23 protein-coding genes are annotated in these 25,812 nt (G+C 65.0%); 10 read left to right on the top strand and 13 right to left on the bottom strand.

Features of this window, described 5'->3' with window-relative positions; genetic code table 11:
• From AC07P1_RS30525 to AC07P1_RS30490, 8 genes are all read left to right on the top strand, one after another.
• On the top strand, positions 1–1,010 hold a 1,010-nt coding region (locus AC07P1_RS30525; RefSeq protein WP_494699354.1), incomplete at its 5' end, for a methyl-accepting chemotaxis protein.
• 17 nt (positions 1,011–1,027) lie between these two features.
• Positions 1,028–1,396, top strand: coding sequence for a response regulator (locus AC07P1_RS30520; RefSeq protein WP_494699353.1), 369 nt, complete (start codon positions 1,028–1,030; stop codon positions 1,394–1,396).
• Between the two features lie 22 nt (positions 1,397–1,418).
• Positions 1,419–1,760 carry an STAS domain-containing protein gene (locus AC07P1_RS30515; protein WP_494699352.1) on the top strand — a complete coding sequence of 114 codons (342 nt, stop codon included), beginning with the start codon at positions 1,419–1,421 and terminating at the stop codon, positions 1,758–1,760.
• Positions 1,757–3,928, top strand: a complete 2,172-nt coding sequence (locus AC07P1_RS30510; protein WP_494699351.1) for a chemotaxis protein CheA — start codon at positions 1,757–1,759, stop codon at positions 3,926–3,928. Before AC07P1_RS30515 ends, AC07P1_RS30510 begins: the two co-directional genes overlap by 4 nt.
• A 104-nt stretch (positions 3,929–4,032) precedes the next feature.
• Positions 4,033–6,483: a methyl-accepting chemotaxis protein gene (locus tag AC07P1_RS30505; protein WP_494699350.1), complete on the top strand. Its 2,451-nt coding sequence runs from the start codon at positions 4,033–4,035 to the stop codon at positions 6,481–6,483.
• 11 nt (positions 6,484–6,494) lie between these two features.
• On the top strand, positions 6,495–7,061 hold the full coding sequence (locus AC07P1_RS30500) for a chemotaxis protein CheW (RefSeq protein ID WP_494699349.1): 567 nt from the start codon (positions 6,495–6,497) through the stop codon (positions 7,059–7,061).
• Between the two features lie 5 nt (positions 7,062–7,066).
• Entirely contained in the window at positions 7,067–7,882 is an 816-nt protein-coding gene (locus AC07P1_RS30495; protein WP_494699348.1) for a CheR family methyltransferase, read from the top strand.
• 16 nt (positions 7,883–7,898) lie between these two features.
• Positions 7,899–8,966: a protein-glutamate methylesterase/protein-glutamine glutaminase gene (locus tag AC07P1_RS30490; protein WP_494699347.1), complete on the top strand. Its 1,068-nt coding sequence runs from the start codon at positions 7,899–7,901 to the stop codon at positions 8,964–8,966.
• An 81-nt stretch (positions 8,967–9,047) separates the two neighbouring features.
• Here AC07P1_RS30490 and AC07P1_RS30485 read toward each other — a convergent pair whose 3' ends face one another.
• From AC07P1_RS30485 to AC07P1_RS30450, 8 genes are all read right to left on the bottom strand, one after another.
• Positions 9,048–10,133 carry an enoyl-CoA hydratase/isomerase family protein gene (locus AC07P1_RS30485; protein ID WP_494699346.1) on the bottom strand — a complete coding sequence of 362 codons (1,086 nt, stop codon included), beginning with the start codon at positions 10,131–10,133 and terminating at the stop codon, positions 9,048–9,050.
• Positions 10,134–10,288: 155 nt separating this feature from the next.
• The gene (gene hpf / locus AC07P1_RS30480; RefSeq protein ID WP_315219211.1) at positions 10,289–10,648 is read right to left on the bottom strand and encodes a ribosome hibernation-promoting factor, HPF/YfiA family; all 360 of its coding nucleotides are present in this window, start codon (positions 10,646–10,648) and stop codon (positions 10,289–10,291) included.
• 75 nt (positions 10,649–10,723) lie between these two features.
• The gene (locus AC07P1_RS30475; protein WP_315219210.1) at positions 10,724–12,205 is read right to left on the bottom strand and encodes an RNA polymerase factor sigma-54; all 1,482 of its coding nucleotides are present in this window, start codon (positions 12,203–12,205) and stop codon (positions 10,724–10,726) included.
• A gap of 9 nt (positions 12,206–12,214) precedes the next feature.
• Positions 12,215–12,967 carry an LPS export ABC transporter ATP-binding protein gene (lptB, locus tag AC07P1_RS30470; protein ID WP_315219209.1) on the bottom strand — a complete coding sequence of 251 codons (753 nt, stop codon included), beginning with the start codon at positions 12,965–12,967 and terminating at the stop codon, positions 12,215–12,217.
• 2 nt (positions 12,968–12,969) lie between these two features.
• Positions 12,970–13,548, bottom strand: coding sequence for a lipopolysaccharide transport periplasmic protein LptA (gene lptA / locus AC07P1_RS30465; protein WP_494699345.1), 579 nt, complete (start codon positions 13,546–13,548; stop codon positions 12,970–12,972).
• 31 nt (positions 13,549–13,579) lie between these two features.
• A complete protein-coding gene (gene lptC, locus AC07P1_RS30460; RefSeq protein ID WP_363510359.1) occupies positions 13,580–14,173 on the bottom strand; it encodes an LPS export ABC transporter periplasmic protein LptC in 594 nt (197 codons plus the stop codon).
• A gap of 12 nt (positions 14,174–14,185) precedes the next feature.
• Positions 14,186–14,716, bottom strand: a complete 531-nt coding sequence (locus AC07P1_RS30455; RefSeq protein WP_494699344.1) for a KdsC family phosphatase — start codon at positions 14,714–14,716, stop codon at positions 14,186–14,188.
• 9 nt (positions 14,717–14,725) lie between these two features.
• Positions 14,726–15,724 (bottom strand): KpsF/GutQ family sugar-phosphate isomerase, encoded by a 999-nt coding sequence (locus AC07P1_RS30450; protein ID WP_494699343.1) that lies wholly within the window; start codon positions 15,722–15,724, stop codon positions 14,726–14,728.
• 128 nt (positions 15,725–15,852) lie between these two features.
• On the opposite strand from AC07P1_RS30450, the gene AC07P1_RS30445 reads away from it, so the two are divergent.
• Complete coding sequence (locus tag AC07P1_RS30445; protein WP_494699342.1) at positions 15,853–17,835, top strand: monovalent cation:proton antiporter family protein; 1,983 nt, start codon at positions 15,853–15,855, stop codon at positions 17,833–17,835.
• A gap of 34 nt (positions 17,836–17,869) precedes the next feature.
• Here AC07P1_RS30445 and AC07P1_RS30440 read toward each other — a convergent pair whose 3' ends face one another.
• The 5 genes from AC07P1_RS30440 to AC07P1_RS30420 all read right to left on the bottom strand — a co-directional run bounded on the left by AC07P1_RS30440 (position 17,870) and on the right by AC07P1_RS30420 (position 24,344).
• Positions 17,870–18,430 (bottom strand): hypothetical protein, encoded by a 561-nt coding sequence (locus AC07P1_RS30440; protein ID WP_494699341.1) that lies wholly within the window; start codon positions 18,428–18,430, stop codon positions 17,870–17,872.
• Positions 18,431–18,512: 82 nt separating this feature from the next.
• Positions 18,513–20,384: a DUF6055 domain-containing protein gene (locus tag AC07P1_RS30435; protein WP_494699340.1), complete on the bottom strand. Its 1,872-nt coding sequence runs from the start codon at positions 20,382–20,384 to the stop codon at positions 18,513–18,515.
• Between the two features lie 130 nt (positions 20,385–20,514).
• Positions 20,515–21,705 carry a GGDEF domain-containing protein gene (locus AC07P1_RS30430; RefSeq protein WP_494699339.1) on the bottom strand — a complete coding sequence of 397 codons (1,191 nt, stop codon included), beginning with the start codon at positions 21,703–21,705 and terminating at the stop codon, positions 20,515–20,517.
• An 89-nt stretch (positions 21,706–21,794) separates the two neighbouring features.
• Positions 21,795–22,646, bottom strand: a complete 852-nt coding sequence (locus AC07P1_RS30425; RefSeq protein ID WP_494699338.1) for an MOSC domain-containing protein — start codon at positions 22,644–22,646, stop codon at positions 21,795–21,797.
• Positions 22,647–22,739: 93 nt separating this feature from the next.
• Complete coding sequence (locus tag AC07P1_RS30420) at positions 22,740–24,344, bottom strand: NYN domain-containing protein (RefSeq protein ID WP_494699337.1); 1,605 nt, start codon at positions 24,342–24,344, stop codon at positions 22,740–22,742.
• A gap of 207 nt (positions 24,345–24,551) precedes the next feature.
• On the opposite strand from AC07P1_RS30420, the gene AC07P1_RS30415 reads away from it, so the two are divergent.
• On the top strand, positions 24,552–25,784 hold the full coding sequence (locus AC07P1_RS30415) for a glycosyltransferase (protein ID WP_494699336.1): 1,233 nt from the start codon (positions 24,552–24,554) through the stop codon (positions 25,782–25,784).
• Positions 25,785–25,812 lie beyond the last annotated feature (28 nt).

Raw genomic sequence — 25,812 nt, 5'->3', positions numbered from 1 at the left:
TCCTCGTGCTGGCGGCCGCCGGCGCCGGCGCCGGCGTGCTCGCCGTCATCGGCCGCGCCACCGGCGACGCCCGGCGGGCCGGCCCGGCCGGCGGCGCGCCGGGCCTGGACGAGCTCTGCACCGGCGTGCTGCCGGTCTGGTCGGCCCAGATCGCACTGGCCCGCGACCAGACCGAGGAAGCCATCACCGCGCTGGCGCAGCGTTTCGTCGACATCAACCAGCGGGTCGCCAACGCCGTGTCGAACAGCCACGGCGGCGACGACGGCGTCCTGCTCGATTTGCTCGCCCGCTGCCGCGGCGAACTCGATTCCATCACCGACGCGCTGCGCGCCGCGCTGTCGACCAAGGACGCGCTGCTGGACCAGGTCGGCACATTGTCGCGCTTCACCGGCGAGCTGCGCGAGTCCGCGCAAAGCGTCGCCGACATCGCCAGGATGACCAACCTGGTGGCGCTCAACGCCGCCATCGAGGCGGCCAGGGCCGGCGAGGCCGGCCGCGGCTTCGCCGTGGTGGCGCGCGAGGTGCGCCAGCTGTCCCTGCTCTCGGGCGCCGCCGGCAAGAAGATCGGCGACACCATCGACGTCGTCAACCACGCCATGACCGAGACCTTGCAAGCATCGCAACAATATGCGCGGCAGGACCAGCAGCGGCTGGCCAGCTCGACCGCGATCATCGAACGCGTGGTGGCCGACTTCCACACCGCCACCACCACCCTGGCCGCGACCGCGCAGCGGATGCGCCACGAAAGCGCGGCGGTCGGCGGCGAACTGGAGCAAGTACTCGTCGCGCTGCAATTCCAGGACCGCGTCAGCCAGATCCTCGGCCAGGTGCGGGCCGACATGGGCAAGCTCGAGGCCCGCCTGGCGGCCGACGGCTCGCCCCTGCCGCTCGATCCCCAAGGCTGGCTCGACGAGCTGGCCCGCGGCTACACCGCGCCGGAACAGCATGGCCCGCATCCGGGCCGGCAGCCGGCCCTGCCGGCGGACGCCGACGAAATCACTTTTTTCTGACCCCACCAGGATTTTTCATGTCAAAAACCATATTGATCGTCGACGACTCCGCATCGCTGCGGCAAGTGCTGTGCATTTCGCTGCGCGGCGCCGGCTACGACGTCGTCGAGGCAGGCGACGGCGCCGACGCGCTGCGCAAGCTCGACGGTCGCAAATACCATTTGATCATCAGCGATGTGAACATGCCCAACATGGACGGCATCGCCTTCGTCGCCGCCGCCAAGCGGTTGCCGGCGTACAAGTTCACCCCCATCGTCATGCTCACCACCGAGGCCGGCGACGCCCGCAAGGCGGCCGGCCAGGCCGCCGGCGCCCGCGCCTGGATCGTCAAGCCGTTCCAGCCCGCGACCGTCCTCAGCGCGGTCTCCAAATTGATCCTGCCTTGACCGCCACGGAGCACCCCATCCCATGGAATCCACCGACTTTGCTTCCCCTGGCTATCTCGCCCTGGACGGGGAACTGACCATTTTTACCGCGATGGAACAGCAGTCCAAACTGCTGGAGGCCATCGCCATCGGCCTGGACATGGACGTGGACCTGTGCGGCGTCAGCGAGATCGATGCGGCCGGGCTGCAATTGATGGTTGCTGCCAAGCAGTACGCAACATCGATCGGCAAGCACTTGCGCTTCATCAACCACAGCGGCCCGGTACTGGGAATGCTGGACCTGTGCGACCTGGTGGGCTACTTCGGCGATCCGGTCGTGGTCTTCTCCGCCACGCGCAAAACCGACACCGGGGAGCGCGCATGACACTCGACGACGCGCTCCAGACCTTCATCATTGAAGCCGGCGAGCTGCTGGAACAGATGGAAGCGGCACTGCTGCGCATCGAGCAGGACGGTGACGACCCCGACACCATCAACGCCATCTTCCGTGCCGCCCACACCATCAAAGGTTCGGCCGGACTGTTCGGGTTGGACCACATCGTCTCCTTCACCCACGTCGCCGAAAGCGTGCTGGACCGCGTGCGCGGGGGCGAATTCGCCATCGCCGCCGAACTCGCGGCCCTGTTCCTCGACGTCTGCGACCACCTCCACACCATGGTTGCGCTGCTCGCCGCCCGCACCGAACCGGATGCCGCCATCCACCAGACCAGCGAAGGCTTGATGGCGCGGCTGCAGGTCTACCTGGCGTCCGCCCCGACCGGCGCCATGACCACGGCGCCCGAGCCGGCCGTGATGGCCATTGAAGGGCGCGATGGCGTGGATACGGACCACTGGCACCTGTCCTTGCGCTTTGGTCCGGATTTGTTACGCAACGGCATGGACCCGCTGGCAATCATCCGCTACCTCGCCACGTTCGGTGAAATCGTCCACATCGTCACGCTCACCGAGGCGGTCCCGACGCTGCCCGGCTTGAACGCCGAGACTTGCTACCTGGGCTTTGAAATCGCCTATCGCACCGATGCGGACAAGGCCGCCATTGAGGGAGCGTTTGATTTTGTGCGCGAGGACAGCCGCATCCGCATCTTGCCGCCGCACAGCAAAGTCGGCGAATTTCTGCGTCTGATTGAAGACATGCCCGGCCAGGAGATGCGCCTGGGCGACATGTTGGTGCGTTGCGGAACCCTGACCCAAGCCGAGCTCGATGCCGCCTTGCGGCAGCAGATCCACCATCACCCCACCACCGCCCACCCCATCGGAGAAATGTTGGTGGAGCAGCACATGGTGCGCCCCGTGGTGGTGGAAGCCGCGCTGAAAAAGCAGAAGACCGTCCGCGACACGCAGAGCGCCGAAGCCAGTCTGATCCGAGTGGACGCGGCCAAGCTTGATGAACTCATCAACCTGGTGGGGGAGCTCATCATTGCCAGTGCCGGCGCCACCCTCGCCGCGCGCAACACGGGCGCGCCGGAGCTGGTCGAGTCCACCACCACGGTGACCCGCCTTGTCGAGCAGGTTCGCGACTCCGCGCTGACCCTGCGCATGGTGCAAATTGGCGGCACCTTCAACCGCTTCCAGCGCGTGGTGCGTGATGTCTCGGCCGAACTGGGCAAGGACATTCGCCTCGACATCGGCGGCGCTGAAACCGAGCTGGACAAAACCGTGGTCGAAAAAATCGGCGACCCGCTCACCCACCTGGTGCGCAACGCCATGGACCATGGCATCGAACCGGCCGAGGTGCGCGTCGCCAACGGCAAGCCCGCGCACGGCACGCTCCGGCTCAACGCCTACCACGATGCGGGCGGCATCGTCATTGAAGTGGGCGACGACGGTGGCGGCTTGAAGAAGGAACGCATTTTGGCCAAGGCGGTGGAGCGCGGCCTGGTCGAGGAAGGCGCCAACCTCGCGGAGCGCGACATCTACAACCTGATCTTCGAGCCGGGCTTTTCCACCGCCGCGCAAGTGAGCAACCTGTCGGGCCGCGGCGTCGGCATGGATGTCGTCAAGCGCAACATCACCGCGCTGCGCGGTACCGTGGACCTGTCCAGTGTCGAAGGCCTTGGCACCACCGTGCATATCCGTTTGCCGCTGACGCTGGCCATCATCGACGGCTTTCTGATTGGCGTGGGCGAATCGGTGTATGTCGTGCCGTTGGACATGGTGGTCGAATGCATCGAGCTCACCCCTGAGCAGGCGGCCGCCACCCATGGCCGCAACTACCTGAACCTGCGGGGCGAGGTGCTGCCCTTTGTGCGCCTGCGCAAGCTCTTTCGCGTCGATGCCGAACCGGTGCGCCGCGAAAACGTGGTGGTCCTCCAGTATGGGGGCCGGCGCGCCGGGCTGGTGGTGGACCAATTGATGGGGGAATTCCAGACCGTCATCAAACCGCTGGGCAAGGTCTTTTGCCATACCCGTGGCCTGGGCGGCTTCACCATTCTGGGCAGCGGCGAAGTGGCGCTGATTCTGGACGTGCCCAGCCTGATTGGCGAGGTGATGCGCGAAGACGAACAATGTGGCGTCGTGGCCATCGCGGCCTGATGTCCGGAATGAAAACGGCCGTCAGTCCTCGTCGCGACTGTATTCCCGCATTTTAAACAGCAAGCCCCCCCCGTTGAAAAAATCTATAAAAAAGCGAGCTTATGATGACGATGAAAATAAAAATGGTGTTGCTGGTGCTCTCCGCCCTGCTGGGTATCATCATGCTGACAGGCATCGGGCACTACCAGATAAACAGGGTGTACGAGTCCTCCAATTACGGCAATATCAACACCGTGCCCAGCCTGCAGGTGCTGGACGAGATTCATGGCGAGTTCAGCAATGTGCGTCCGCTCGGGTTCATACACGCCTTGAGCTCCGATGACGCCGCCAAGAACAGCCTTGCCCAACGCATCACGGCGTCCTGGCTGGCGATCGATGCCGCCGTAAAAAAATACGACACCGATTGCCACATGGGCAGCGGTTGCATTTCGGACGACAAGGAAAAAGCGCTGTTCGCCGAAGTCAAGCTCCGCCTGGCCGACTTCAAGAGCGAGCAAGCCAAGGGCATCGAGCTGTCCGCCGCGCACAAAGACGCGCAACTGCTGGACCAGATCATGACGAAAATGCTTCCGGCGGCGCAAAAAGCCAACGAAGCGATTACGGCCCAACGGCAATACAACGCCGAGCTCGGTCGGAAAGCCTCCGAGGAAGGCGCGGCCATCAAAGCGTCGGCAACCCGCACGGCGCCCGTGGTGGCCGCGCTCACCCTGCTGGCCGTTACCGGATTGGGTTTCTTCATCACCCGCAACCTGATGCGGCAATTGGGCGGCGAACCCGACGAGGCCGCCGAGGTCGCCAACCGCATCGCCTCCGGCGACCTCTCCCGGATCACGCTCAAGGCCGGAGACACCACCAGCCTGATGGCCGCCATGCACCGCATGATGGCGACGATCCAGGGGCTTATCGACGACATGAACCACATGTCTGGCGAACACGACAAAGGTGACATCGACGTCAAGATGGACGAGTCCAAGTTCCAAGGCTCCTTCCAGACCATGGCCGCCGGCGTCAACAGCATGGTCCTGGGCCACATCGCGGTCAAGAAACAGGCCATGGCCTGCGTCCAAGGCTTCAGCGAAGGCGATATGGATGCGCCCCTGCCTGCTTTCCCCGGCAAGAAGAAGTTCATCAACGACACCATCGAGCTGTTGCGCGGCAATGTCAAAGGCTTGATCGAGAATATGAACCACATGTCCGCCGAACACGACAAAGGCGACATCGACGTGAAGATGGACGAATCCAAGTTCCAGGGCGCCTTCAAGGCCGTGGCCGCTGGCGTCAACACCATGGTCCTGGGCCACATCACGGTCAAGAAACAGGCCATGGCCTGCATCCAGGCGTTCGGCGAAGGCGACCTCGATGCCCCGCTGGAGCAGTTCCCGGGCAAAAAGAAGTTCATCAACGACACCATCGAGCAACTGCGCGCCAATCTGCGCCGCGTGGTGCGGGAAATTCAGGAAATCACCGCCGCCGCCAACCAGGGCGACTTCAGCGTCACGATCGACGTGGCTGGCAAAATAGGTTTCCCCAAGACCCTCGCCGAGCTGCTCAACGAGCTCACCCGCACGGTCGACACGGCGTTCAAGGACACCATCGAGGTGGCGCAAGCGCTGGAAAATGGCGACCTGACCAAAGTCGTCACCCGCGACTACCAGGGCTCCTTCGACCAGGTCAAGCAAGCCTTGAACAACACCGTGGCCAAACTCGGGCAAGTCATCGGCGAGGTGCGCAACGCCGCCGAAGCCTTGTCCTCGGCCTCAGAGGAAGTCTCGGCCACCGCGCAAAGCCTGTCGCAGGGGGCCTCCGAGCAGGCCGCCGCGGTCGAAGAGACCTCGGCATCGGTGGAACAGATGTCGGCCACCATCGGCCAGAACACCGAAAACGCCAAGGTCACCGACGACATGGCCGCCAAGGCCGCCGACGAAGCCAACGAAGGCGGCACCGCCGTCAAAACCACGGTCGCGGCCATGCAGTCGATCGCGCAAAAGATCGGCATCATCGACGATATCGCCTACCAGACCAATCTATTGGCCTTGAACGCCGCCATTGAAGCCGCCCGTGCCGGTGAGCACGGCAAGGGCTTTGCCGTGGTGGCCGCCGAAGTGCGCAAGCTGGCCGAGCGCAGCCAAGTGGCCGCGCAAGAGATCGGCAACCTGGCCATCAACTCGGTCAAACAGGCCGAGCGCGCCGGGCAATTACTCGACAGCATGGTGCCCACCATCAAGAAGACCTCGGACCTGGTGCAGGAGATCGCCGCCTCGAGTTCCGAGCAGGCAGCGGGCATAGGCCAGATCAACGGCGCCATGGAGCAAGTGAACCGGGCCACGCAGCAGAACGCCAGCGCCTCCGAAGAGTTGGCCGCGACGTCGGAGGAAATGGGCGGCCAGGCCGAACAGTTGCAGCGGTTGATGCAATTCTTTACCGTGGCCGACGTGGGCGCGACCGGCGCCGCCACCGTGCGCCCGGCGGCGGCGCGCAGAGCCACCGCGCCGGGAGCGCTGCTTCGCCAGGGCAGGGCCGCGGACTTGGCTCCGGCCGACTTTGTCCGCTACTAAGGAGGCGGACTGTGAGCGCTGTCGCCACAATCGGCACAAGCCCCGCCGCCGCGGGCACGCCGCCGACTGTCCCGGGCACCACCGTGGCCGATCACCACCAGCAATACCTGACTTTCATGCTGTCGAGTGAAACCTTTGCCGTGGGCATACCCGGCATCAAGGAGATTATCGAGTATGGCCACCTCACCACCGTGCCCCGCTTGCCGGCGTTCATCCGCGGCGTGATCAACCTGCGCGGCGCGGTGGTGCCGGTGATCGACCTCGGCGCGCGCTTCGGCAAGCCCCCCACCGCGATCACGCGGCGCACCAGCATCGTGATCATCGAGGTGGCCGAGGACGGCGAGAGACAAGACGTGGGCATCATGGTCGATGCGGTCAACGAGGTGCTGGAAATCCCGGCGGCCCGGATCGAGCCGCCACCGTCGTTCGGTGCCGCCATCCGTGCCGACTTCGTCGCTGGCATGGGCAAGATCAATGAACACTTTGTGATCATCCTCAATGTCGACAAGGTGCTCTCGGTCGGGGAGATGGCCGATCTGGCTGGCGGGGTGCGCGAAGAGCACGGCGGGTATCGCTAAACCATATGAACAACGTTAATACCACGACATTGACCGCGCATGAATTCGGACTGTTCCGCGACATGATTTTCCAGGTGGCGGGGATTCATATGGCGGATGCCAAACGCCCGCTGGTCGCCGGCCGCCTGGCCAAACGGGTACGCGAACGGGGCGAGGCCAGTTATGGCGACTACTTCCATGGCCTGCGGACGGACCCGGAGGAGATGCAGGTGGCGGTGGATTTGTTGACCACCAACGAGACCTATTTTTTTCGCGAACCCAAGCACTTTGAATTTTTGAGTGACGTCATCCTCCCCGAACTGCGCGGCCATGGCACGGTGCGAATTTGGAGCGGCGCCTGCTCCAGTGGCGAGGAGCCCTATACGATAGCCATGACGATGGCCGAGAAACTGGGTGGCCAACCCTGGGCGCTGGTAGCGTCCGACATCAGCATGCGCATGCTGGAAAAGGCCCGGACCGGCCTGTACCCCGTCGCCGACGAGCAAGGCATTCCCAGGGCGTTGCTGCGGAAGTATTGTTGGCGTGGCGTGGGGCGCAATGAAGGCACTTTCCTTATCGATCCGGTTCTACGGGCGCGTGTGCAATTTCTCCAGGTCAACCTCAATGCGCCGCTGCCGGCGCTCGGCGAGTTCGACGTCATTTTTTTGCGCAACGTGATGATTTACTTCACCCCGGAAACCAAACGCCAGGTGGCGCAGCGCCTGCTCGCGCGGCTGCGCCCGGGAGGGTGGTTCATCGTGAGTCATTCGGAAAACTTGAACGGCATTACCGATGCGGTCAAGTCTGTCAAGCCTTCCATTTACCGCAAACCCTATGGCTGAGAGGTATCCCCTGGGCATGAGCCGTATCAAAGTAATGATTGTCGACGACTCGGCCACGGTGCGCCAAGTGTTGTCCGCCGTGCTGTCCGCGGACCCCGGCATAGAGGTCGTCGGCGCCGCCATCGATCCAATTTTTGCTATGGAACATATGTCCCGCAACTGGCCGGACGTGATTGTGCTGGACGTGGAAATGCCGCGCATGGACGGCATCAGCTTCCTCAAAAAACTCATGCTGGAGCGCCCCATCCCCGTGGTGATCTGCTCCACGTTGACCGAAAAGGGGGCGGCGACCACCATGAAGGCCCTCGCCGCCGGCGCGATAAGCGTGGTTGCCAAGCCCAAGTTGGGGCTGAAGCAATTTTTGGTGGACAGTTCGGAGGATTTGTCGAGTGTCGTCAAGGCTGCGGCGCGCGCCAACATGGCCGGTGTCTCCCGACGGGTCCTGGCGCCCAAGCCCGCGCCCAAGCTCTCCGCCGACGCGATCCTGGCAGCCGGCAGCCACGCACTCGTCCAGACCACCGAAACCGTGGTGGCCATTGGCACGTCCACCGGCGGCACCCAGGCACTGGAGTTCGTGCTGACCGCGCTGCCGCGGGTTTGCCCGGGCATCGTTATCGTGCAGCACATGCCGGAACACTTCACCGAAGCCTTTGCCAAGCGTCTCGACGGCCTGTGTCAAATCGAGGTGCTGGAAGCCAGGAGTGGCGACAGGGTGGTTCCAGGCCGGGCATTGATTGCACCCGGGGGGCATCACATGCTGCTCAAACGTAGCGGAGCGCAGTATCTGGTGGAAATCGTCGATGGGCCGCTGGTCAGCCGCCACCGCCCTTCGGTGGACGTGCTGTTTCGCTCCGCCGCAAAGTATGCCGGCGCCAACGCGATGGGCATCATCATGACCGGCATGGGCGACGACGGCGCCCGCGGCCTCAAGGAAATGCATGATGCGGGCGCAACAACGCTGGCCCAGGACGAGGCCAGTTGCGTGGTCTACGGGATGCCCAAGGAGGCGGTAAAACTGGGCGTGGTCGATCGTGTTTTGTCCTTGGACGACATTCCCGCCGCGATCGTCAGCCATGCCAGGTGATTTCGGCGGCCGCGCTTCCATGGCGGCCCGCGCCGACATGGCCGGCGACGCGCGGCGCGCGGTGGGGACACCGGCGGGGCGCTAGGCCAGATGGCGCAGCGGGTGCGCATAATCCGGCCACACCGGCTCGAACAAGCCGCGCACCATCTCCCCGCTCACCCGCTCCAGCGACGGCGGCTGCCATGCCGGCGCGCCATCCTTGTCGATGACCAGCGCGCGCACGCCCTCGATCACCCCGCCATTCTCGAACGCGCGCCGCACCAGCGCGCGCTCCATGCGCAGGCAAGCGGCCATGTCCAGCCCCGCGCCGCGCTCGATCAACTCGTGCGTGACGCACATCATCAACGGCGAACGGGTCGCCATCATCGCCACCGTGGCGCGCGCGAACTCGCCGCCGTCCGCCTCCAGCGAGGCGACGATGGCCGGCACCGATCCGGCGCCGAAGTGGCGGTCGATATCGCCGCGCCGCGCCTCCAGCCTGCCCGCCCCGGCGGCGCCCTTGAACGGCTCCGCGAAGGCCGCGATCGCCTCGACCAGTTCCGCGCCCGGGGTCGATTCCAGTATCGCGTACAGCGGCTCCAGCGCGTCCACCGGCACATAGTGATCGGCCAGGCCGGCATACAGCGCGTCGGCCGCGCCTATCGTCACGCCGGTCACGCCCAGATAGCGCCCCAGCCCGCCCGGCGCGCGCGACAGGAAATAGCTGCCGCCCACATCCGGGAACAGGCCGATGTTCACCTCCGGCATCGCCATCTTCGTGCGCCCGGTGACGATGCGCACCCGGCTGTCCGGTCCGCTCTGCGCGATGCCCATGCCGCCGCCCATGACCACGCCGTCCATCAGCGCGACGTACGGCTTCGGATAGCCGTGCACCAGGTGGTTGAGCGCATACTCCTCGGTGAAGAAATCCTCGAGCAACGCGCTGCCGGCCTGCGGCGTGGCGCGCCCGGCCTCGTAGAAGAAACGGATATCGCCGCCGGCGCAGAAGGCCTTCTCGCTGCTGGAGCGGATGACGACGGCGGCGACGGCGGAGTCGTCGCGCCACGCCAGCAGCGCCGCCGTGATCGCGCGCAGCATCTTCAGCGACAGCGAGTTCAACGCCTTGGGCCGGTCCAGCGTGATGAAGCCGGTGCCGTTGACGATGCTGGTGTGGACCAATTCGCTCATGATGTCGCAACCCGTGATGAAAAACCCCATTCTACCGCCACCTAAACGGGATAAATTATTTTCATCGAATCGAAAGGGGACAAAAGCGGACACAACAAGCGGACACAAAAAAGGGCGCCCTTGCGCCCTTTGTTGGATGGTGCCGGAGGCCGTTGTTATAGGGCGGCGGCAGCGGGTTCGTAGCTATCCGGGAGATGCTTGATCGCATCGTGGCCGTGCTGCTGAACTTTGGATTTGTATTTCATGACCTGCCGGTCAAGCTTGTCGACCAGGGTGTCGATCGCGGCGTACAGGTCTTGCGACAGGCTTTCCACGTACACGGTTTTACCCGACAGACGCAGATTGATTTCAGCCTTCTGGCGTTTGGATTTCTCTTTAAGGTTATCTACAGTCAGAATGACAGCAATATCAATAACTTGATCGAAGTGACGAGTGACACGTTCCAGTTTGTTCTGTACGTATTCGCGGATGGCCGCGGTCACTTCGAGATGATGTCCACTGATGGTCAGATTCATACACGCTCCTAAAGATAAATGTCGCTTACGGTCAGTGCCGCGCCCATTGCGGCCGGGCGCACAGTGACCAAGTAACTACAAAGACTTGCGGAGACTGACGGGAGGGATTTTCAACGCTTCGCGATATTTGGCAACAGTGCGTCGCGCAATCACCATGCCTTGTTCCCCCAGCATGTCCGCAATCTTACTGTCGGATAAAGGATTTTTAGGGTCTTCAGCTCCTGTCAATTGCACGATGAGTGCCCGTATCGCCGTCGAACTTGCTTCACCGCCCGCTTCGGTGGCGACATGGCTACCAAAGAAATATTTCAACTCAAACATGCCGTGCGGCGTCAGCATGTACTTTTGAGTCGTCACCCGAGAAATAGTGCTCTCGTGTAAACCCAGTGTATCAGCAATTTCGCGAAGCACAAGGGGCCGCATGGCAACGGCGCCGTGCGAGAAAAAGTTCTTTTGTCTTTCTACTATCGCTTGCGCCACGCGCAGGATGGTGTCGAAGCGCTGGCGCATATTCTTGATCAGCCACTTGGCCTCCTGCAGCTGGGCGCCCATCTGGCCCTCGCCTTTGCCCTGCTTGAGCAGGTTGGCGTACATGGCGTTGACCCGCAGGCGCGGCATGACGTCGTTGTTGAGGCTGACCTGCCAGCCGCTGCGCGACTTCTTGACGATCACGTCCGGCACCACGTAGTCCGACACGTCCGAGGCGAACGCCGACCCCGGATGCGGATTGCACAGACGGATGACGGCCTGCGCCTCGCGCAGGTCCTCGTCGTCGCACACCAGCGCTTTTTTCAGCTTGTTGAAGTCGCGCTGGGCGAACCACGTCAAATGGTTTTCGACGATGGTCAGCGCCATGCGCCGCGTCACCAGCGCGATGCCGGGCAGGCGCTTGATCTGCAGCGCCAGGCATTCGGAGGCGTTGCGCGCGCCCACGCCCATCGGGTCGAAGCTTTGCAGCATCGACAAGGCGGTGCGCAGTTCGTCGATGTCGACTTCCAGTTCCTCCGGCAGGCGCGCGTGGATCTCCTCCAGCGGCTCCTCCAGGTAGCCGTTCTCGTCGAGCGCGTCGATGATCAGCTCGACCAGCGCGCGGTCGCGCATCTCCAGCACCGTCACGCGCATCTGCTCCATCAGGTGCTCGCGCAGGGTGCAGTGGTTGGCCTCCAGTTGCGGACGCGCGTCCTCGTCGTCGGGAGCCTTGCTGCGGCCGGCGTCGCTCCAGTCGACATCGGCCTCGCTGCTGGTGCTTTCGGTATCGGCGGCCGGGCCGTCGTAGTTGTCGGCGTCGGCGGGCGCCGGCGCGTCCTGCTGGTTCGGCGGGCCTTCGGACGGGGCCTCGCCGGACGGCGCCTGCTGGCTGATGGCGCCGTCGGACAGCAGCCGCAGCGAACGGTCGAGCGGGTCGTCCAGGCGCTCGAGCAAAGGGTTATCGGTGAGCAGTTGCTCGAGCTCCTGGTGCAGCTCCAGCGTGGACAGCTGCAGCAGACGGATCGACTGCTGCAGCTGGGGTGTCAGCGCGAGGTGCTGCGACGTGCGCAGTTGCAATGACTGTTTCATGGGGCGCGATTACATTCTGAAGTGTTCACCCAGGTACACGCGGCGCACCGACTCGTCGGCGATGATGTCGTCCGGCCGGCCCGAAGCCAGCACCGAGCCCTGGTTGATGATATATGCGCGGTCGCAGATGCCCAGCGTCTCGCGCACATTGTGATCGGTAATGAGGACGCCGATATTGCGTTCCTTGAGGAAGCGCACGATGCGCTGGATCTCAATGACGGCAATCGGGTCGACCCCGGCGAAAGGTTCGTCGAGCAGCACGAAGCGCGGGTTGGTGGCCAGCGCGCGGGCGATCTCCACGCGGCGGCGTTCGCCGCCGGACAGCGACAGCGCCTGGTTTTCGCGCAGCTTTTCGATTTGCAGATCGGCCAGCAGGGTATTGAGCCGTTCATCAATGGCAGCCTTGGATAAAGGCTTGCCGTCCACTTTCTGGATTTCGAGGACGGCGCGGATATTCTCTTCCACGGTCAGCTTGCGGAACACCGAAGCCTCCTGTGGCAGGTAGGACAGGCCGAGCGAGGCGCGGCGGTGGATCGGCAGCGAGGAGATGTCGACGCCGCTGATGTCGATGGTGCCGGCGTCCGACGGCACCAGGCCGACGATCATGTAGAACGAGGTGGTCTTGCCGGCGCCGTTGGGGCCGAGAAGGCCGACCACTTCGCCGCATTCGACCTGCAGCGACACGTCATGCACGACCTGGCGCTTGCCGTAGGTCTTTTGCAGGCCGCGCACGATCAGGGTGCTACCGCATGTTGGCTCCATGCTTATTTCCCCGCCGCTGGGTTGGTCGCCGGTGCGGGCGCGGGCGCCTGCTTGACCGACGGCTGGATCACCATCGTGCTGCGGCCGGCGCCCGGCTTGCTTTCGCCGGTCGGGGTGTTCTTCACGGCGAAGAATTCGCGCCGGCTGTCATACGAGATGAACTCGCCGTCGACCTGGCTGGCGGTTTTGCTGCCTTCCAGCTTCTTGATCTGCGCCTTCGAGAACAGCTTGACCAGCTCGGTCTTGCTGTCGTACTCGATGCGGTCGGCGCGGCCCTCGACCCACTGGTCGCCGGCGCCGTCGAGCTTTTGGCGGAACGTCGCCTGGGTACCACCGCCGGCCGTCAACACCACGAAGGAGTAGCCTTCCGGGTCTTCGGTGACGACCGCCTTCGGCGACTTCATCAGCAAAGTGCCGCGGGTCAGCACGACGTTGCCGGTGAAGGTCTTGATCTGCTTGACGTCGTCGGCGTCGAGGTTGTCGAAGGAAATCTCGGTCGGCTTGTTGGAGTCGGCTTTTTCGGCGTGGGCCGCGCCCATGGCGGCCAGCAGCAGCGCGGCCGACAGTATCAGTTTTTTCATCATCGTATCCTTCATATCTGTGTCTCTTGTATTAGCGCGGCGCCTTCGGCGGCATCGTGATCGTTCCGCGTCCGCCCAGCTGCAACTGGCGCGTCGCGTTATTGGTTTTCATGCCGGTGCCGCTGGAGGTCATGTTACCCAGCTTCATCTGCACCGGCGCCTTGGTTTCCATCCGTTCCTCGTCCGGGAACACCGTCAGGGTGCTGGTCTGCAGGTGCATCGCCTCGGCCTTCGGCGAGGCCGGCCGCACCACGTCGACGTTGCCGTTGAGCGTGACACGCGTGTTGTTCTGGTCGACCCGCGCGGTGTCGGCGTGGATCGTCATCGGCGGCTGCTGGCCCGACAGGCTGTTGAGGAACGGCTTGTCGATATCGGACGAGTCGTCGATCGGCCGGTGGGTCAGCTTGTCGCCGGAAACGATATAGGCCGGCCGGCCCTCCTTGGTCATGCGCACCAGGCTGAAGCGGTCGATGATGTAGTCCGGCTCGTTGAGGAACTGGTCCGCCTGCTGCTCCTGGCCGGACTGGTTGACCACCTGCACCAGCCAAAAACTGCCGACGGCGACAAACACGCCGATGATCATGGTCAGCGTGAGCTGCCAGCGATGTGCTGTTCTTTTACGCATGATTCCGCTCCGTCACACCATGAACTGCGCCAGCACGCGCTCGTACGTGCCCTGCGCGTGCAACAGCAGCTCGCACACTTCGCGCACCGCGCCGCGTCCGCCCTGCGCCACCGTCACGTGGTGGGCGCGCTCGAGCACTTCCTTGCGCCCGCCAGGCACCGCCACCGCGAAGCCGACCCGCGTCAAAATCGGCAGGTCGACGATGTCGTCGCCGATGAAGCCGACCTGTTCGGCCGTCAGGCCGGTCTTTTCCAGCAGCGCGTTGAACGGCGTCAGCTTGTCGTGGCCGCCCTGGTGCAGGAAGCCGATGCCCAGGTCGGCGGCGCGCTTGACCACCTGCGGCGACACGCGCGCGCTGATGATGGCCGTCTGCACGCCGGACTCCTGCAATAGCTTGATGCCCAGGCCGTCATACACGTTGAAGGTCTTGAGCGCCTCGCCGTCGGCGCCGTAATGCAGGCTGCCGTCGGTGAGCACGCCGTCGACGTCGAAGATCATCAGTTTGACGCGCGCGGCGCGTTCCAGATAGGTCGTTTCACTCATCGAATCACCTCAGATCACTTTGGCGCGGGTCAGGTCGTGGATGTGCAGCGCGCCGACCAGCTTGCCGTCGGCGTCGGTCACCAGCATCTGGTTGATGCGGTACTGCTCCATCACGGCCACGGCGTCGACCGCCAGTTTTTCCGGCGAGATGCTGCGCGGATTCGGGTGCATCACGTCGCGGATCACCACCTTGGTGAAGTCCTGGACCTTCTCGATCATGCGGCGCAGGTCGCCGTCGGTGAACACGCCGACCGGCTTGCCGTCGGCGTCGACGATGGCGGTCATGCCCATGCCTTTTTGCGTGATCTCCAGCAGCGCGTCCGTCAGTTTCACGTCGGCGCCGACTTTCGGTACATCGTCGCCGCTGCGCATGACGTCGCGCACGTGCGTCAACAGGCGGCGGCCCAGCGCGCCGCCCGGGTGGGAGCGCGCGAAGTCTTCTTCGCGGAAGCCGCGCAGGTCCAGCAGCGCGACGGCCAGCGCGTCGCCCAGCGCCAGGGTGACCGTGGTCGACGTCGTCGGCGCCAGGTTCATCGGGCAGGCTTCCTTGGCCACGGCCACGTTCAGGTGGACGTCGGCGATCTCCGCCAGGCTCGAGCCGGGCTTGCCGGTCATCGCGATGACCTTGCTGCCCATGCGCTTGACCACCGGCAAGATGGTCATCAGTTCGGCACTCTCGCCGGAATACGAAATGGCGATGAAGGCGTCGTCGGCGGTGACCATGCCGAGGTCGCCGTGGGCCGCCTCGGCCGGGTGCACGAACAGCGCCGGCGTGCCGGTCGAGGCCAGGGTCGCGGCGATCTTGCGGCCGATGTGGCCGGACTTGCCGATGCCCGACACCACCACCCTGCCCTTGCAATTTAGCAACAGTTCAATGGCGCGCACCACGCTGTCGTCGTCGCCCAGGCGGGCGTTGAGGGCGGCGATGGCGTCTGCCTCGTTTTGCAACGTTTCGCGGGCCAGCCGCAAGGCGTTCCCGGCCATTTTTGCGTCGAAAGCTTTCAGCATTGTTTTTTCATGGGTTACACTCATACCCAAGTATAGCCGAATTGAGAAAGCAAAAAACTTGCCAGTCAAAACATAACGCCCGGCCCCGGCGACAAACAACTAAATATTATTCTACTGGCTATGTTGAAATGACGTTTTCACCCCTGGAATTAACCCTGATACTGCTCGGCAGCGCCGTGTTGGGCGTGGTGGCGTTCCGCATGATGCACCTGCCGCCGATGCTCGGCTACCTGGCCGTCGGCATCCTGATCGGTCCCCACGCGCTGGGCCTGGCCGAACAAAGCGAGGCCACCCACGGACTGGCCGAGTTCGGCGTGGTGTTCCTGATGTTCTCCATCGGCCTCGAATTCTCGCTGCCCAAACTGATGGCCATGCGCGGCATCGTCTTCGGGCTCGGCATGGCGCAGGTGGTGTTCACCATCGCCGCCACCATGCTGTTCGGCTGGGCCATCGCCACCCAGCTGCCCCCGTCCATCCAGATCAGCTGGCAGGCCTCGTTCGCGCTGGGCGGCGCGCTGGCCATGTCGTCGACCGCCATCGTGGTCAAGATGCTGACCGAACGCCTCGAGCTCGAAAGCGAACACGGCCGTAAGATCATCGGCATCCTGCTGTTCCAGGATCTGGCCGTGGTGCCGCTGCTGATCCTGATCCCGTCGCTGGGCCAGCGCCCCGACGCGCTGGTCGAGACCCTGGCCTGGGCCGGCGTCAAGGCGGTCATCGTGCTGGCGCTGCTGCTGTTCGTCGGCCACCGCCTGATGCGCGGCTGGTTCACCATCGTCGTCAAGCGCCGCTCGCAAGAGCTGTTCATGCTCAACCTGCTCTTGATCACGCTGGGCGCGGCCTGGATCACCGAGCGCGCCGGACTGTCGCTCGCGCTGGGCGCCTTCGTGGCCGGCATGCTCATCTCCGAAACCGAATACCGGCACCAGGTGGAGGAGGACATCAAGCCCTTCCGCGACGTGCTGCTGGGGCTGTTCTTCATCACCATCGGCATGTTGTTGAACGTGCGCCTGGTGCTGGAGAACTGGTGGCTGGTGCTGGTGTTGCTGGGCGGCCCGGTGCTGCTCAAGTTCGCGCTGATCGCCGGCCTGGCCAAGCTGTTCGGCTCGTCGGACGGCGTGTCGATCCGCACCGGCCTGGCGCTGGCGCAGGCCGGCGAGTTCGGCTTCGTGCTGCTCAACCTGGCCGGCGGCAGCAATCTGATGGATTCGTTCATCATCCAGGTGGTGCTGGCGTCGATGGTGCTGTCGATGCTGGTGGCGCCGTTCATCATCGCCAAGTCGGACCAGATCGTCATGAAGGTGTCGAGCAACGAGTGGATGATGCAATCGCTGGCGCTGACCAAGATCGCCAGCCGCACCATGTCGACCAGCAAGCACGTGATCGTCGCCGGCTTCGGCCGCAGCGGCCAGAGCCTGGCGACCCTGCTGAGCGAGGAAAACATCGAATACCACGCGCTCGACCTCGACCCCGAGCGGGTGCAGGAGGCGCAGGCGGCCGGACGGCAAGTGTCATACGGCGACGCGGCGCGGCGCGAGAGCCTGATCGCGGCCGGCATCTACCGCGCCAGCGCGGTGGTGATCACCTACGCCAGCACGCCGTCGGCGCTCAAGGTGCTGCACCTGGTGCACGAGCTGGCGCCGACCTTGCCGGTGATCGTCCGATCGCACGACGACACCGACCTGGACCGGCTCAAGGCGGCCGGCGCGGCCGAGGTGGTGCCGGAACTGATGGAGGGCAGCCTGATGCTGGCCTCGCACGCGCTGGTGATGCTGGGCGTGCCGCTGCGGCGCGTGGTGCACCGGGTGCAGGCTGCGCGCGAGGAGCGCTACGCGTCGCTGCGCGGCTACTTCCGCGGCGTCAGCGACGCCGGCGAGGACGCCGACCTGGAGCGGCTGCACTCGGTCACCCTGGACGGCGGCGCCACCGCCGTCGGCCGCCAGCTGGGCGACATCGACGTCACCGGCTCGGGCGCCGAGGTGACCACCATCCGGCGCGGCAAGGCGCAGCTCGACGCGGGGCCGGACACGGTGCTCGAGGCGGGCGACGTGGTGGTGGTGCGCGGCGGGGCGGACGCCGTCGCGCGCGCGGAAAACCGGTTGCTGCGCTAGCGCCCAAGGACGCGGGCGCGGGAGCGGCCCGCCGTCACGGCTTTTCGCAGCTGGCGATGGCGGTGGTTTCCACCGCCGCCTTTTGATCCGGCTCGGTCACGTCGTAGACGTCCTGGGTGCAGGTGCCGTTGGCGAAATTGAACATCACCAGATACTTGTGCAGCGGCTGCGGTGTGAACTGGGCGGTCAGCGGCCCGCACGAGCCGTTGCTGCGGAAGCCGGCGGTCGAATCGCTCCAGCTCGAGTAGCCCCGGATCTGCAACGGTTTCTCCGCCTTGACCACCGTCTCGATCTGCGGATAGGCGCCCAGCAGGCGGTTGCTGCGTTCCACCGTCTTGTAGACGAATCCCAACAACTTCTGGCGCAGCAAATCAGCCGCGAACACCTTGCCGATCGGCTCCAGCCCCTTGCACGATTCGGACTCGGTGCTGGTGGCGAACTGGACGATCATGCCGGCGCCGTCCGATTTGTAGACGATGGACGCGCTGTCCGGCGGAAACGGCACGTTCACCGCCTGGGCGGCGGCGTCGGACGCCCACGGCAGCGCGCAGCACAGCGCGGCGCCGAGGAAAAATGACAGGGGGGATTTTTTCATGACATGCCTGTTGTAAGAGAATTGACAACAAGCATATCATTTATTTCCATGTGGCAACAGTAGTATTCGCCCGCGCCGCGATTCAGGGGCGCCAGATCAACGTGGTCCTGGGGTTGATGTCGGTGGCCGAACCCACGGTCGAGCCGGCGTCCACGAAGCCGGAGCGGTTGCCCGCGCCCAGGTTCAGGCCGGCGCCACGGTACTCGACGTCGCCGTACAGGTTCAAGGTGCCCGAAGCGCCCTGGTTCGGCTCGAAGAAGCCCAGCGGATAGAAGCTGGTGCGCACCTGGGCCGAGCCCGACACGTTGAAGCTGTTGTTGCCCCAGTTACCGCCGGTCACGCCGACCACGCTCAAGCCGCCCACCGTGCCGCCGGTGACCGAGCCGTTGGCGATGATGGCCTGGTCCTCGATGCGCGCGGTGCCGCTGGCCCGGCCGCCAGGCAGGATGGTGGCGTAGGGGCCGACGTAGACCGTGGAAGGCGTGCCGGACGGCGCGCAGCCGGCGCCGTTGGCGTGGCGCGCGGTGCCCGCCGGGCAGGCGTCGCGCTGGCCGTTCTGGAAGCCCTGGGGCCAGGCGTTGGCCAGCTCGATCATGTACGGATAGCGCCAGATCGTGTTGTAGTCCTGGTCCCAGACGATGGTCTTGAAGGCCGAGGGCGTGGCCGCCACCACCATGAACAGGGGCTCGCCCGGATTGACGGCGAACGTCAGGTCGGCGTTCAGGCCCTTTTGCAACGCGCTGCGGCGCGCCGACGTGAACTGCGTGTTGGTCGCCACCAGCGCCCAGCGGAAGTCGGCGTCCGAGCCCGACTGGTTGACGCCACGGAATTTGACCGTCACCGTCGTCGCGCCGTTGACCGGGTACAGCCGCACGACGTTGTAGCCGAAGCGCTGCGGCGCGCCGTGGAACGGCGAAGCGAAGCGGCGGTTGGCCGCCCAATTGTTGTCCAGCGCCTCCAGCGGCATCAGCCTGCGCTTGCGCTCGGCCTTGTCGGCCGAGGTGATGTTGCCGTAGCTGTTGCGGAAGGCGGCCGGCGTCGCCTTGTAATCCCACACCACGTTGTGCGTGGCCCAGTCGCCGATGAAGTCGTTCAGTTGCGAGACGCTCCAGCCGCGCGAGGCCTGGATGTTGGTGAACGGGTCCGCCCCCGGGGTGGTCCAGATCTGCGTGACCGCCTCCGCACCGTGCTTGTCCTTCAGGTACTCCATGAATTGCCAGTTGCAATAGCGGTCGCGGGACGAGCCGAGGTACAGGTGCGGCGCGTTCGGCAGCATCTCGGAGCAATGCACGTCGTTCTGGTACTCGGGCAGCTGGTGCGGCGTGAAATTGGCATGGCTCTCGAAGATCCAGCCGCAGGTGTTGGACTGGTTGCAGGCCAGGCCACCGTTGTAGTTGCTCCACGACTGCCAGCCGTGCGTGAACTCGTGGGTCAGGCCCCAGCGGTCCCTGAGCGCCGCCGGCGCGATCCACATGCCCATGTGCAGCGCGCGCTGGCTGTCCACCCAGGCGCCGCCGGTCAGGCCCCAGCCGGAATGGATGTGGATCGCCGGCTTGATCTTGTCGGCCCGGTTGAAGAACGGCTCCGGCATGAACAGGTTGGCGTTGAACAGGTTCTGCCAGACGACGTTTTCCAGCGTGTCGGCGGCCAGGTTGAGGTCGGCGTCGGACAGCGTTTCATCCGAGTAGAAGGCGAAATGGGCCGATTCCTTGACCAGCCTGAAGTTGGATTGTTCGGGGTTGGGTCCGCCGGCGCGCCATGTGCCGGGCGTGACGGCCGGTCCCCGCACCGTCGCCGGGCCCCAGGCGGTGGCCGTCGTGCCCTGGTCCACCACCTGGGCCGACGCCGTCGTCAACGGCACGACAGCGCCGAACGCGGCGGCCAGGACCAAACGTTGCAGCAATCTGTACAACGGCGCGGGCTTGGCCCCGGCGCCTGCGTGGCGGATCGTCATGTTCATCTCCTGTTATGAGTGTCTGCATCACCAGCAATGGGATACCAATAGTCATTGGCAACCTGATACTAGTGACGCCAGGAGATTTCTGCAAGTAAACTTTAAGGAAATAGCAATCTTGCCACAACTATCATTTCGGAAGGCAGTCCGGGGGCGCCGGCGGCATGCTGACCACGCGGTTGCGCCCCGCCTCCTTGGCCACGTACAGCAAGGTGTCGGCCTGGGCGATCCAGGTGCGCGCCACGGTGACCGGGTCGCCCTCGGTGTCGCCGGGATTGAGGCAGGCCACGCCGATCGACACCGTCACCGACAATTGCAGCGATGGCGACAGCGCGATCATCGTGCCGGCCACGCTCGAGCGGATGCGCTCGGCCACGAAGGCGGCGCTCTCCAGATTGGCGTCGATCAGCAGCACGACGAACTCCTCGCCGCCGAAGCGGGCCAGCGCGTCCGAGGCGCGCAGCTCGTTCTTGATGCGGGTGGCCACCTCGCGCAGCACCTCGTCGCCGCCGCCATGGCCGACGGTGTCGTTGACGCGCTTGAAGTGGTCGATGTCGATGTACATGAACGAGATCGGGTACGACTGGCGCCGCGCGCGGGCGATCTCCTCGAGCAGCCGGCGGTCGATGTAGCGGCGGTTGTAGACGCCGGTCAGCGAGTCGGTCAGGCCGATGTACTTGAGCATCTCGTTACTGATGACGTTTTCCAGGCAGATGGCGATGATCGACGCCATGTGCTCGATGAAGTCGGTGCCCAGGCTGGGCGTGAAGCGGGTCGGATCGCGGCTGCCCAGGTTCAGGCTGCCGATGACGCGTTTGTTACGCAGCAGCGGCACCAATGCCACACTTTGCAGCCCGGCCGGCGCGTTCGGGAACGGCAGCGCGTGGCGCCGCGCGTCGTACATGCCCAACAGCGGTTTGGGCGGCGGCGCGCCCGGGCCGCGCTGGCCCAGGTCGAAACCGAGGCCGTCGAGCTCCTCGACGAAGATCAGGTCGGGGAAATCGGCGAACACCACGTCGAGCTTGAGCATGACCTCGCGGATGTCGGCGCCCTCGTCGACCAAGGTCAGCGTCACACTGTCGAGCTCGGAGATCACCGGCAGCACGCGGAAGATGGTGCCGACCAGCTCGGGGAAATTGGCCGCGCCGACGATGTTCAGGTCGAACGCCTGGTGGCGCGTCATGATCGAGTGGTTGCGTTCGGCCTGTTCCAGCAGATATGCCATGCGTGCCCGCAAAGCCTGGTTTTCGGCCGCCAGATCGTTCGCGCGCGTTGCGTGGTCGGTCGGCGTCGTTACTTTGCCAGTTGCGGTTTGCGTCATAGTTGCCCTTACTGTTCACCCGGTTTCATGTCATTGCAACATTACGCCAAGTTGTGCCGCTTGGGAATGCCCTAGGCCGCCCAAGTGCATTAAAACGCCAGTGTAACGACGATTTCCTGACCGACGCGCACCCTTTGGCCGTCGCCGGTGATCAGGATGCTGTTCATGCCGAAGCAGACGGCGCCGTCGAGTTCGGGCTTGGCGCGGTAGCCTTGCATGAGGTCGAGGGGGTTGGGGCCGTACACGCCGGTGGCCTGGTCGATCGACGGCATCGGGCAGCGCGGGCACGGTTTGACCGGTTTGAGCAGCGCGTCGCCCATCTGGAACGACTCGGCGTAATCCTCCTCGAAGGCCTCGATGCCGCCGACGACGAGGTTGGGCCGGAAGCGGTTCATCGGGATCGCCTCGCGCCCGGCGCCGCGCAGCTTATCGTTGAGGTCGTCAAGCGAGGACTGGCCCACCACCAGGATCGGATAGCCGTCCGAGAACAAGGTGGTGGCCGGCACGCCCTTGGTCCAGGTCTCGCTGACGGCGCGGGTGGCGTTGGCGTGGAAGCGCGCCAGGCGGCACGGCACGCCGATAGCCTTGGTGAACCATTCGGCCGTCAGGTCGTCGCAGTCGTAGGCCAGGATGGTGTGGTCCCAGATTTGCGTGGACAGGGTCGGCGCCAGGTCGGGATCGGGCAGGCCGAGCGGGATTTCCAGGCGCAGCATGCCGGGCGCGCGCAGCTCCAAGGTGTTGGCTTTCAGCGTGGGAGCGATGAGCGCCATGCGCGGATGCTCGCGCTGCGTCATGCCCACGCCGTCCTCGTCGACGACCATCCATTCGCGGTCGTAGATCTGCTCGGTCATCAACCCCGCCGTGGTCAGCGTGGCTTCCTGCAACGGCACGCCGGCGCAGGATTTGATCGGATACAGCGTGAGGGCGGAAAGGATGGGCATGAGGCGGCTACCTTTATGGGCGGCATCCGCCGCGCTGGTTAATAAGATCGTAACGTTGTCATTATACGATCCGCTGCCGCCCCTTGCCGGGCTTTACTCGTTCGATTCGGCGACGGCCTTGGCAGCGCGTGGCTTGCGCGGCGCGCGCGGCTTGGCCGGCTTGGCCGGCGCGGCTTCCGCCACCTCGACCACCACCGGCGCGGCCGATTCCACCGCGACCGCCACCGGCTCGGCGGCGACAGCGCCGCGCCCCTTGCCGCCCTTGCCACCCTTGGCCGGCTTGCCCTCTTCGACCTGCGGCTTGGCAGCGGCCTTGACCTTGCGCGCCGGCGGCTTGGCGCCGCTTTTCTTTTTCGCCGGCGCCGGCGCGGCCGCTTCCGCGTCCTGGACCACTTCAGCATACGTTTCAGCAACCGGCGACGGCACCGGCAGATCCACCGCCATCTCCGTCACGACGGGCGCCTCGGCCGCCGCCACGGCGCCTTGACCAACCTGGCGCTCACCCTGCTTGCGGCCGCCGCGATTGCCGCGTCCACGGCCGCGATTGCGGTCCGATTCCGGCTGGGCCGGCGGCTGCGCTTCCGGCGCCGTGTCGGACTGGTCGACGGCTTGCTCCGGCTCGGTCTGCCACGCGGCATAGGCATCCACCACCGGCACACTTTCGTCGGCGTCCGCGTCGTCATCGTTGCGGTCGTCATCCTGTCCCGCGCGCGCCTGTTGCGCCAGGCGCTCGGCCTGGCGTTCGGCGAAGCGCTCGGCGGCGGTGCGGCCGCGGCCGCGGCTGCGGCGCGATTCCTGCTTGCCGCCTTCCTGCGCCTCGGCGCCGGCATTGTCGGAGGCCTGGGTCTCGCCCGCGCCCTGCGGGGCGCCGTTGGACGAACCGCTGCTGCGGTACACATAGGCGCCGGATTTTTCATCGCGGCCGAATTCGAGCAAGCCGCGCGCCTTGCATTCCTCGATCAGGTTGCCGAAGGTGCGGAAGCCATAATAGGATTCGCTGAAGTCCGGCTTGCGGCGCTTGATCGCCTCCTTGAGCACCGAGGCCCAGATCTTGCCGCTGTCGCCGCGCTCGAGCACCAGCGCCTCGAAGGTGTTGACGGCGATTTCCACCGCCTGGTTGCGGCGCTTGTCCATCTCTTCGCGGCGGCCGCGCTCCTCTTCCGGCGAACGCTTGACGGCCGGCTTGTTGGCTTCGCCGGCGTCGCGCTTGGCGCGGCGGCTCTCGCGCACCAGGTCGTCGTAGAAAATGAATTCGTCGCAGTTGGCCACGAGCAGGTCGGAGGTCGACTGCTTGACGCCGACGCCGATCACCTTCTTGGCGTTCTCGCGCAGCTTCGACACCAGCGGCGAAAAATCGGAATCGCCCGAGATGATGACGAAGGTGTCGACATGCGACTTGGTGTAGCACAAGTCGAGCGCGTCGACGACCATGCGGATGTCGGCCGAATTCTTGCCCGACTGGCGCACGTGCGGGATCTCGATCAGCTCGAAGTTGGCCTCGTGCATAGGCGCCTTGAACGCCTTGTAGCGGTCCCAGTCGCAATACGCCTTCTTGACCACGATGCTGCCCTTGAGCAGCAACCGCTCCAGCACCGGCTTGATGTCGAACTTGTCGTAATTGGCGTCGCGCACACCGAGCGCCACGTTTTCAAAATCGCAGAACAGCGCCATGCTGACGTTATCGTTGGAAGAAGCCATGAAGAGTAATTTTTTTCTAGTGAGGAAGAGAGGCGGGTGCGGAACGCAAACGCGGCGGCCCGGCTAGCGGATAATGCAACGATTATACCCAACAACGGGCGCCGCACGGCGAACCGCACAGCCAGCCAGACACGCGTTGGTGACTGGCGGCAATGTATACTGGCTGGCATGTCCGCTCCCCGCCCCTCCCACACCATAGGTCACGCCTTGCAAGCACGCCACAAATATCTGTTCATCCACCAGAATTTCCCCGGCCAATTCAAACACCTGGCGCCCGCGCTGGCGGCCCAGGGGCACGAAGTGGTCGGCCTCGGCATGTGCGAGCCGGCCGTCGCCCTGCCGGGCGTGCGCTACGTTCGCCATGCGGTCGAGGCGGGCGCCCACCACCGCCCCGCCCCGCCCCAGCTCAAGGATCTGCAGAGCAAGGTGCTGCGCGGCGAATCGGCCGCCGCCGCCATGCAAGCGCTCAAGGACGAGGGCTACGCGCCGGACGTGGTGTTCGTCCATCCGGGCTGGGGCGAAGCCTTGTTCGTCAAGGACGTGTTCCCCGAGGCCAAACTGCTGGTCTACGCCGAGTACTACTATGAGCTCGAGGGCGGCGACTCGTTCTTCGATCCCGAGTTCTCACGGCCGAACGCGGCGGCGGTGCAGCGGCTCCGGCTGCGCAACACCCATCTGCTGCACGCGATGTCGGTGGCCGACGGCGCCTTGTCGCCGACCACGTTCCAGCGCGACCGCCATCCGGCCTGGTTCCGCGAGCGTATCTCGGTCATCCACGACGGCATCGACACCGACCGTTTCCAGCCCGACGCCGCCGCCTCGGTGCACCTGCGCTCGGCCGGCCTGACGTTGCGGGCGGACGACGAGGTGGTGGTGTTCGTGGCGCGCCAGCTGGAACCGTATCGCGGCTATCACACCTTCATGCGCGCGCTGCCGGAGCTGTTCAAGCGCCGGCCCAACGCGCGCGTGGTCATCGTCGGCGGCGACGGCGTCAGCTACGGCGCCCCTCCGCCCAAGGGCAAAACGTGGAAACAGATATTCCGCGACGAGGTGGCCGGCGGCATCGATGCCGGCCGCGTGCATTTCGTCGGCAAAGTGCCGCACGAAGTGCTGACGCAACTGATGCAGGTGGCGGCGGTGTACACCTACCTGACCTACCCGTTCGTACTGTCGTGGTCGCTGATGGAGGCGATGAGCTGCGGCTGCCTGATCGTGGCATCCGACACGGCGCCGGTGCGCGAGGTGATCGAGCACGGGCGCAACGGCTTGCTGGTCGACTTCTTCGACCACCAGGCGCTGGCGGCCGCCGTGGCCGACGCGCTGGAGCGGCGCGCGGAGCTGCATCACCTGCGCGACGCCGCCCGCCGGACCATCGTCGAACGCTACGACCTGAGGCGGCAATGCCTGCCGGCGCTGCTGGATTTCGTGCGGCCTGAATAATGCCTGAAACACGTAGGGCGGATTACGG

It is taken from the genome of Duganella sp. GW821-FHT07F09, from assembly GCF_059418705.1.
This window is presented reverse-complemented; position numbering and strand designations above follow the sequence as displayed.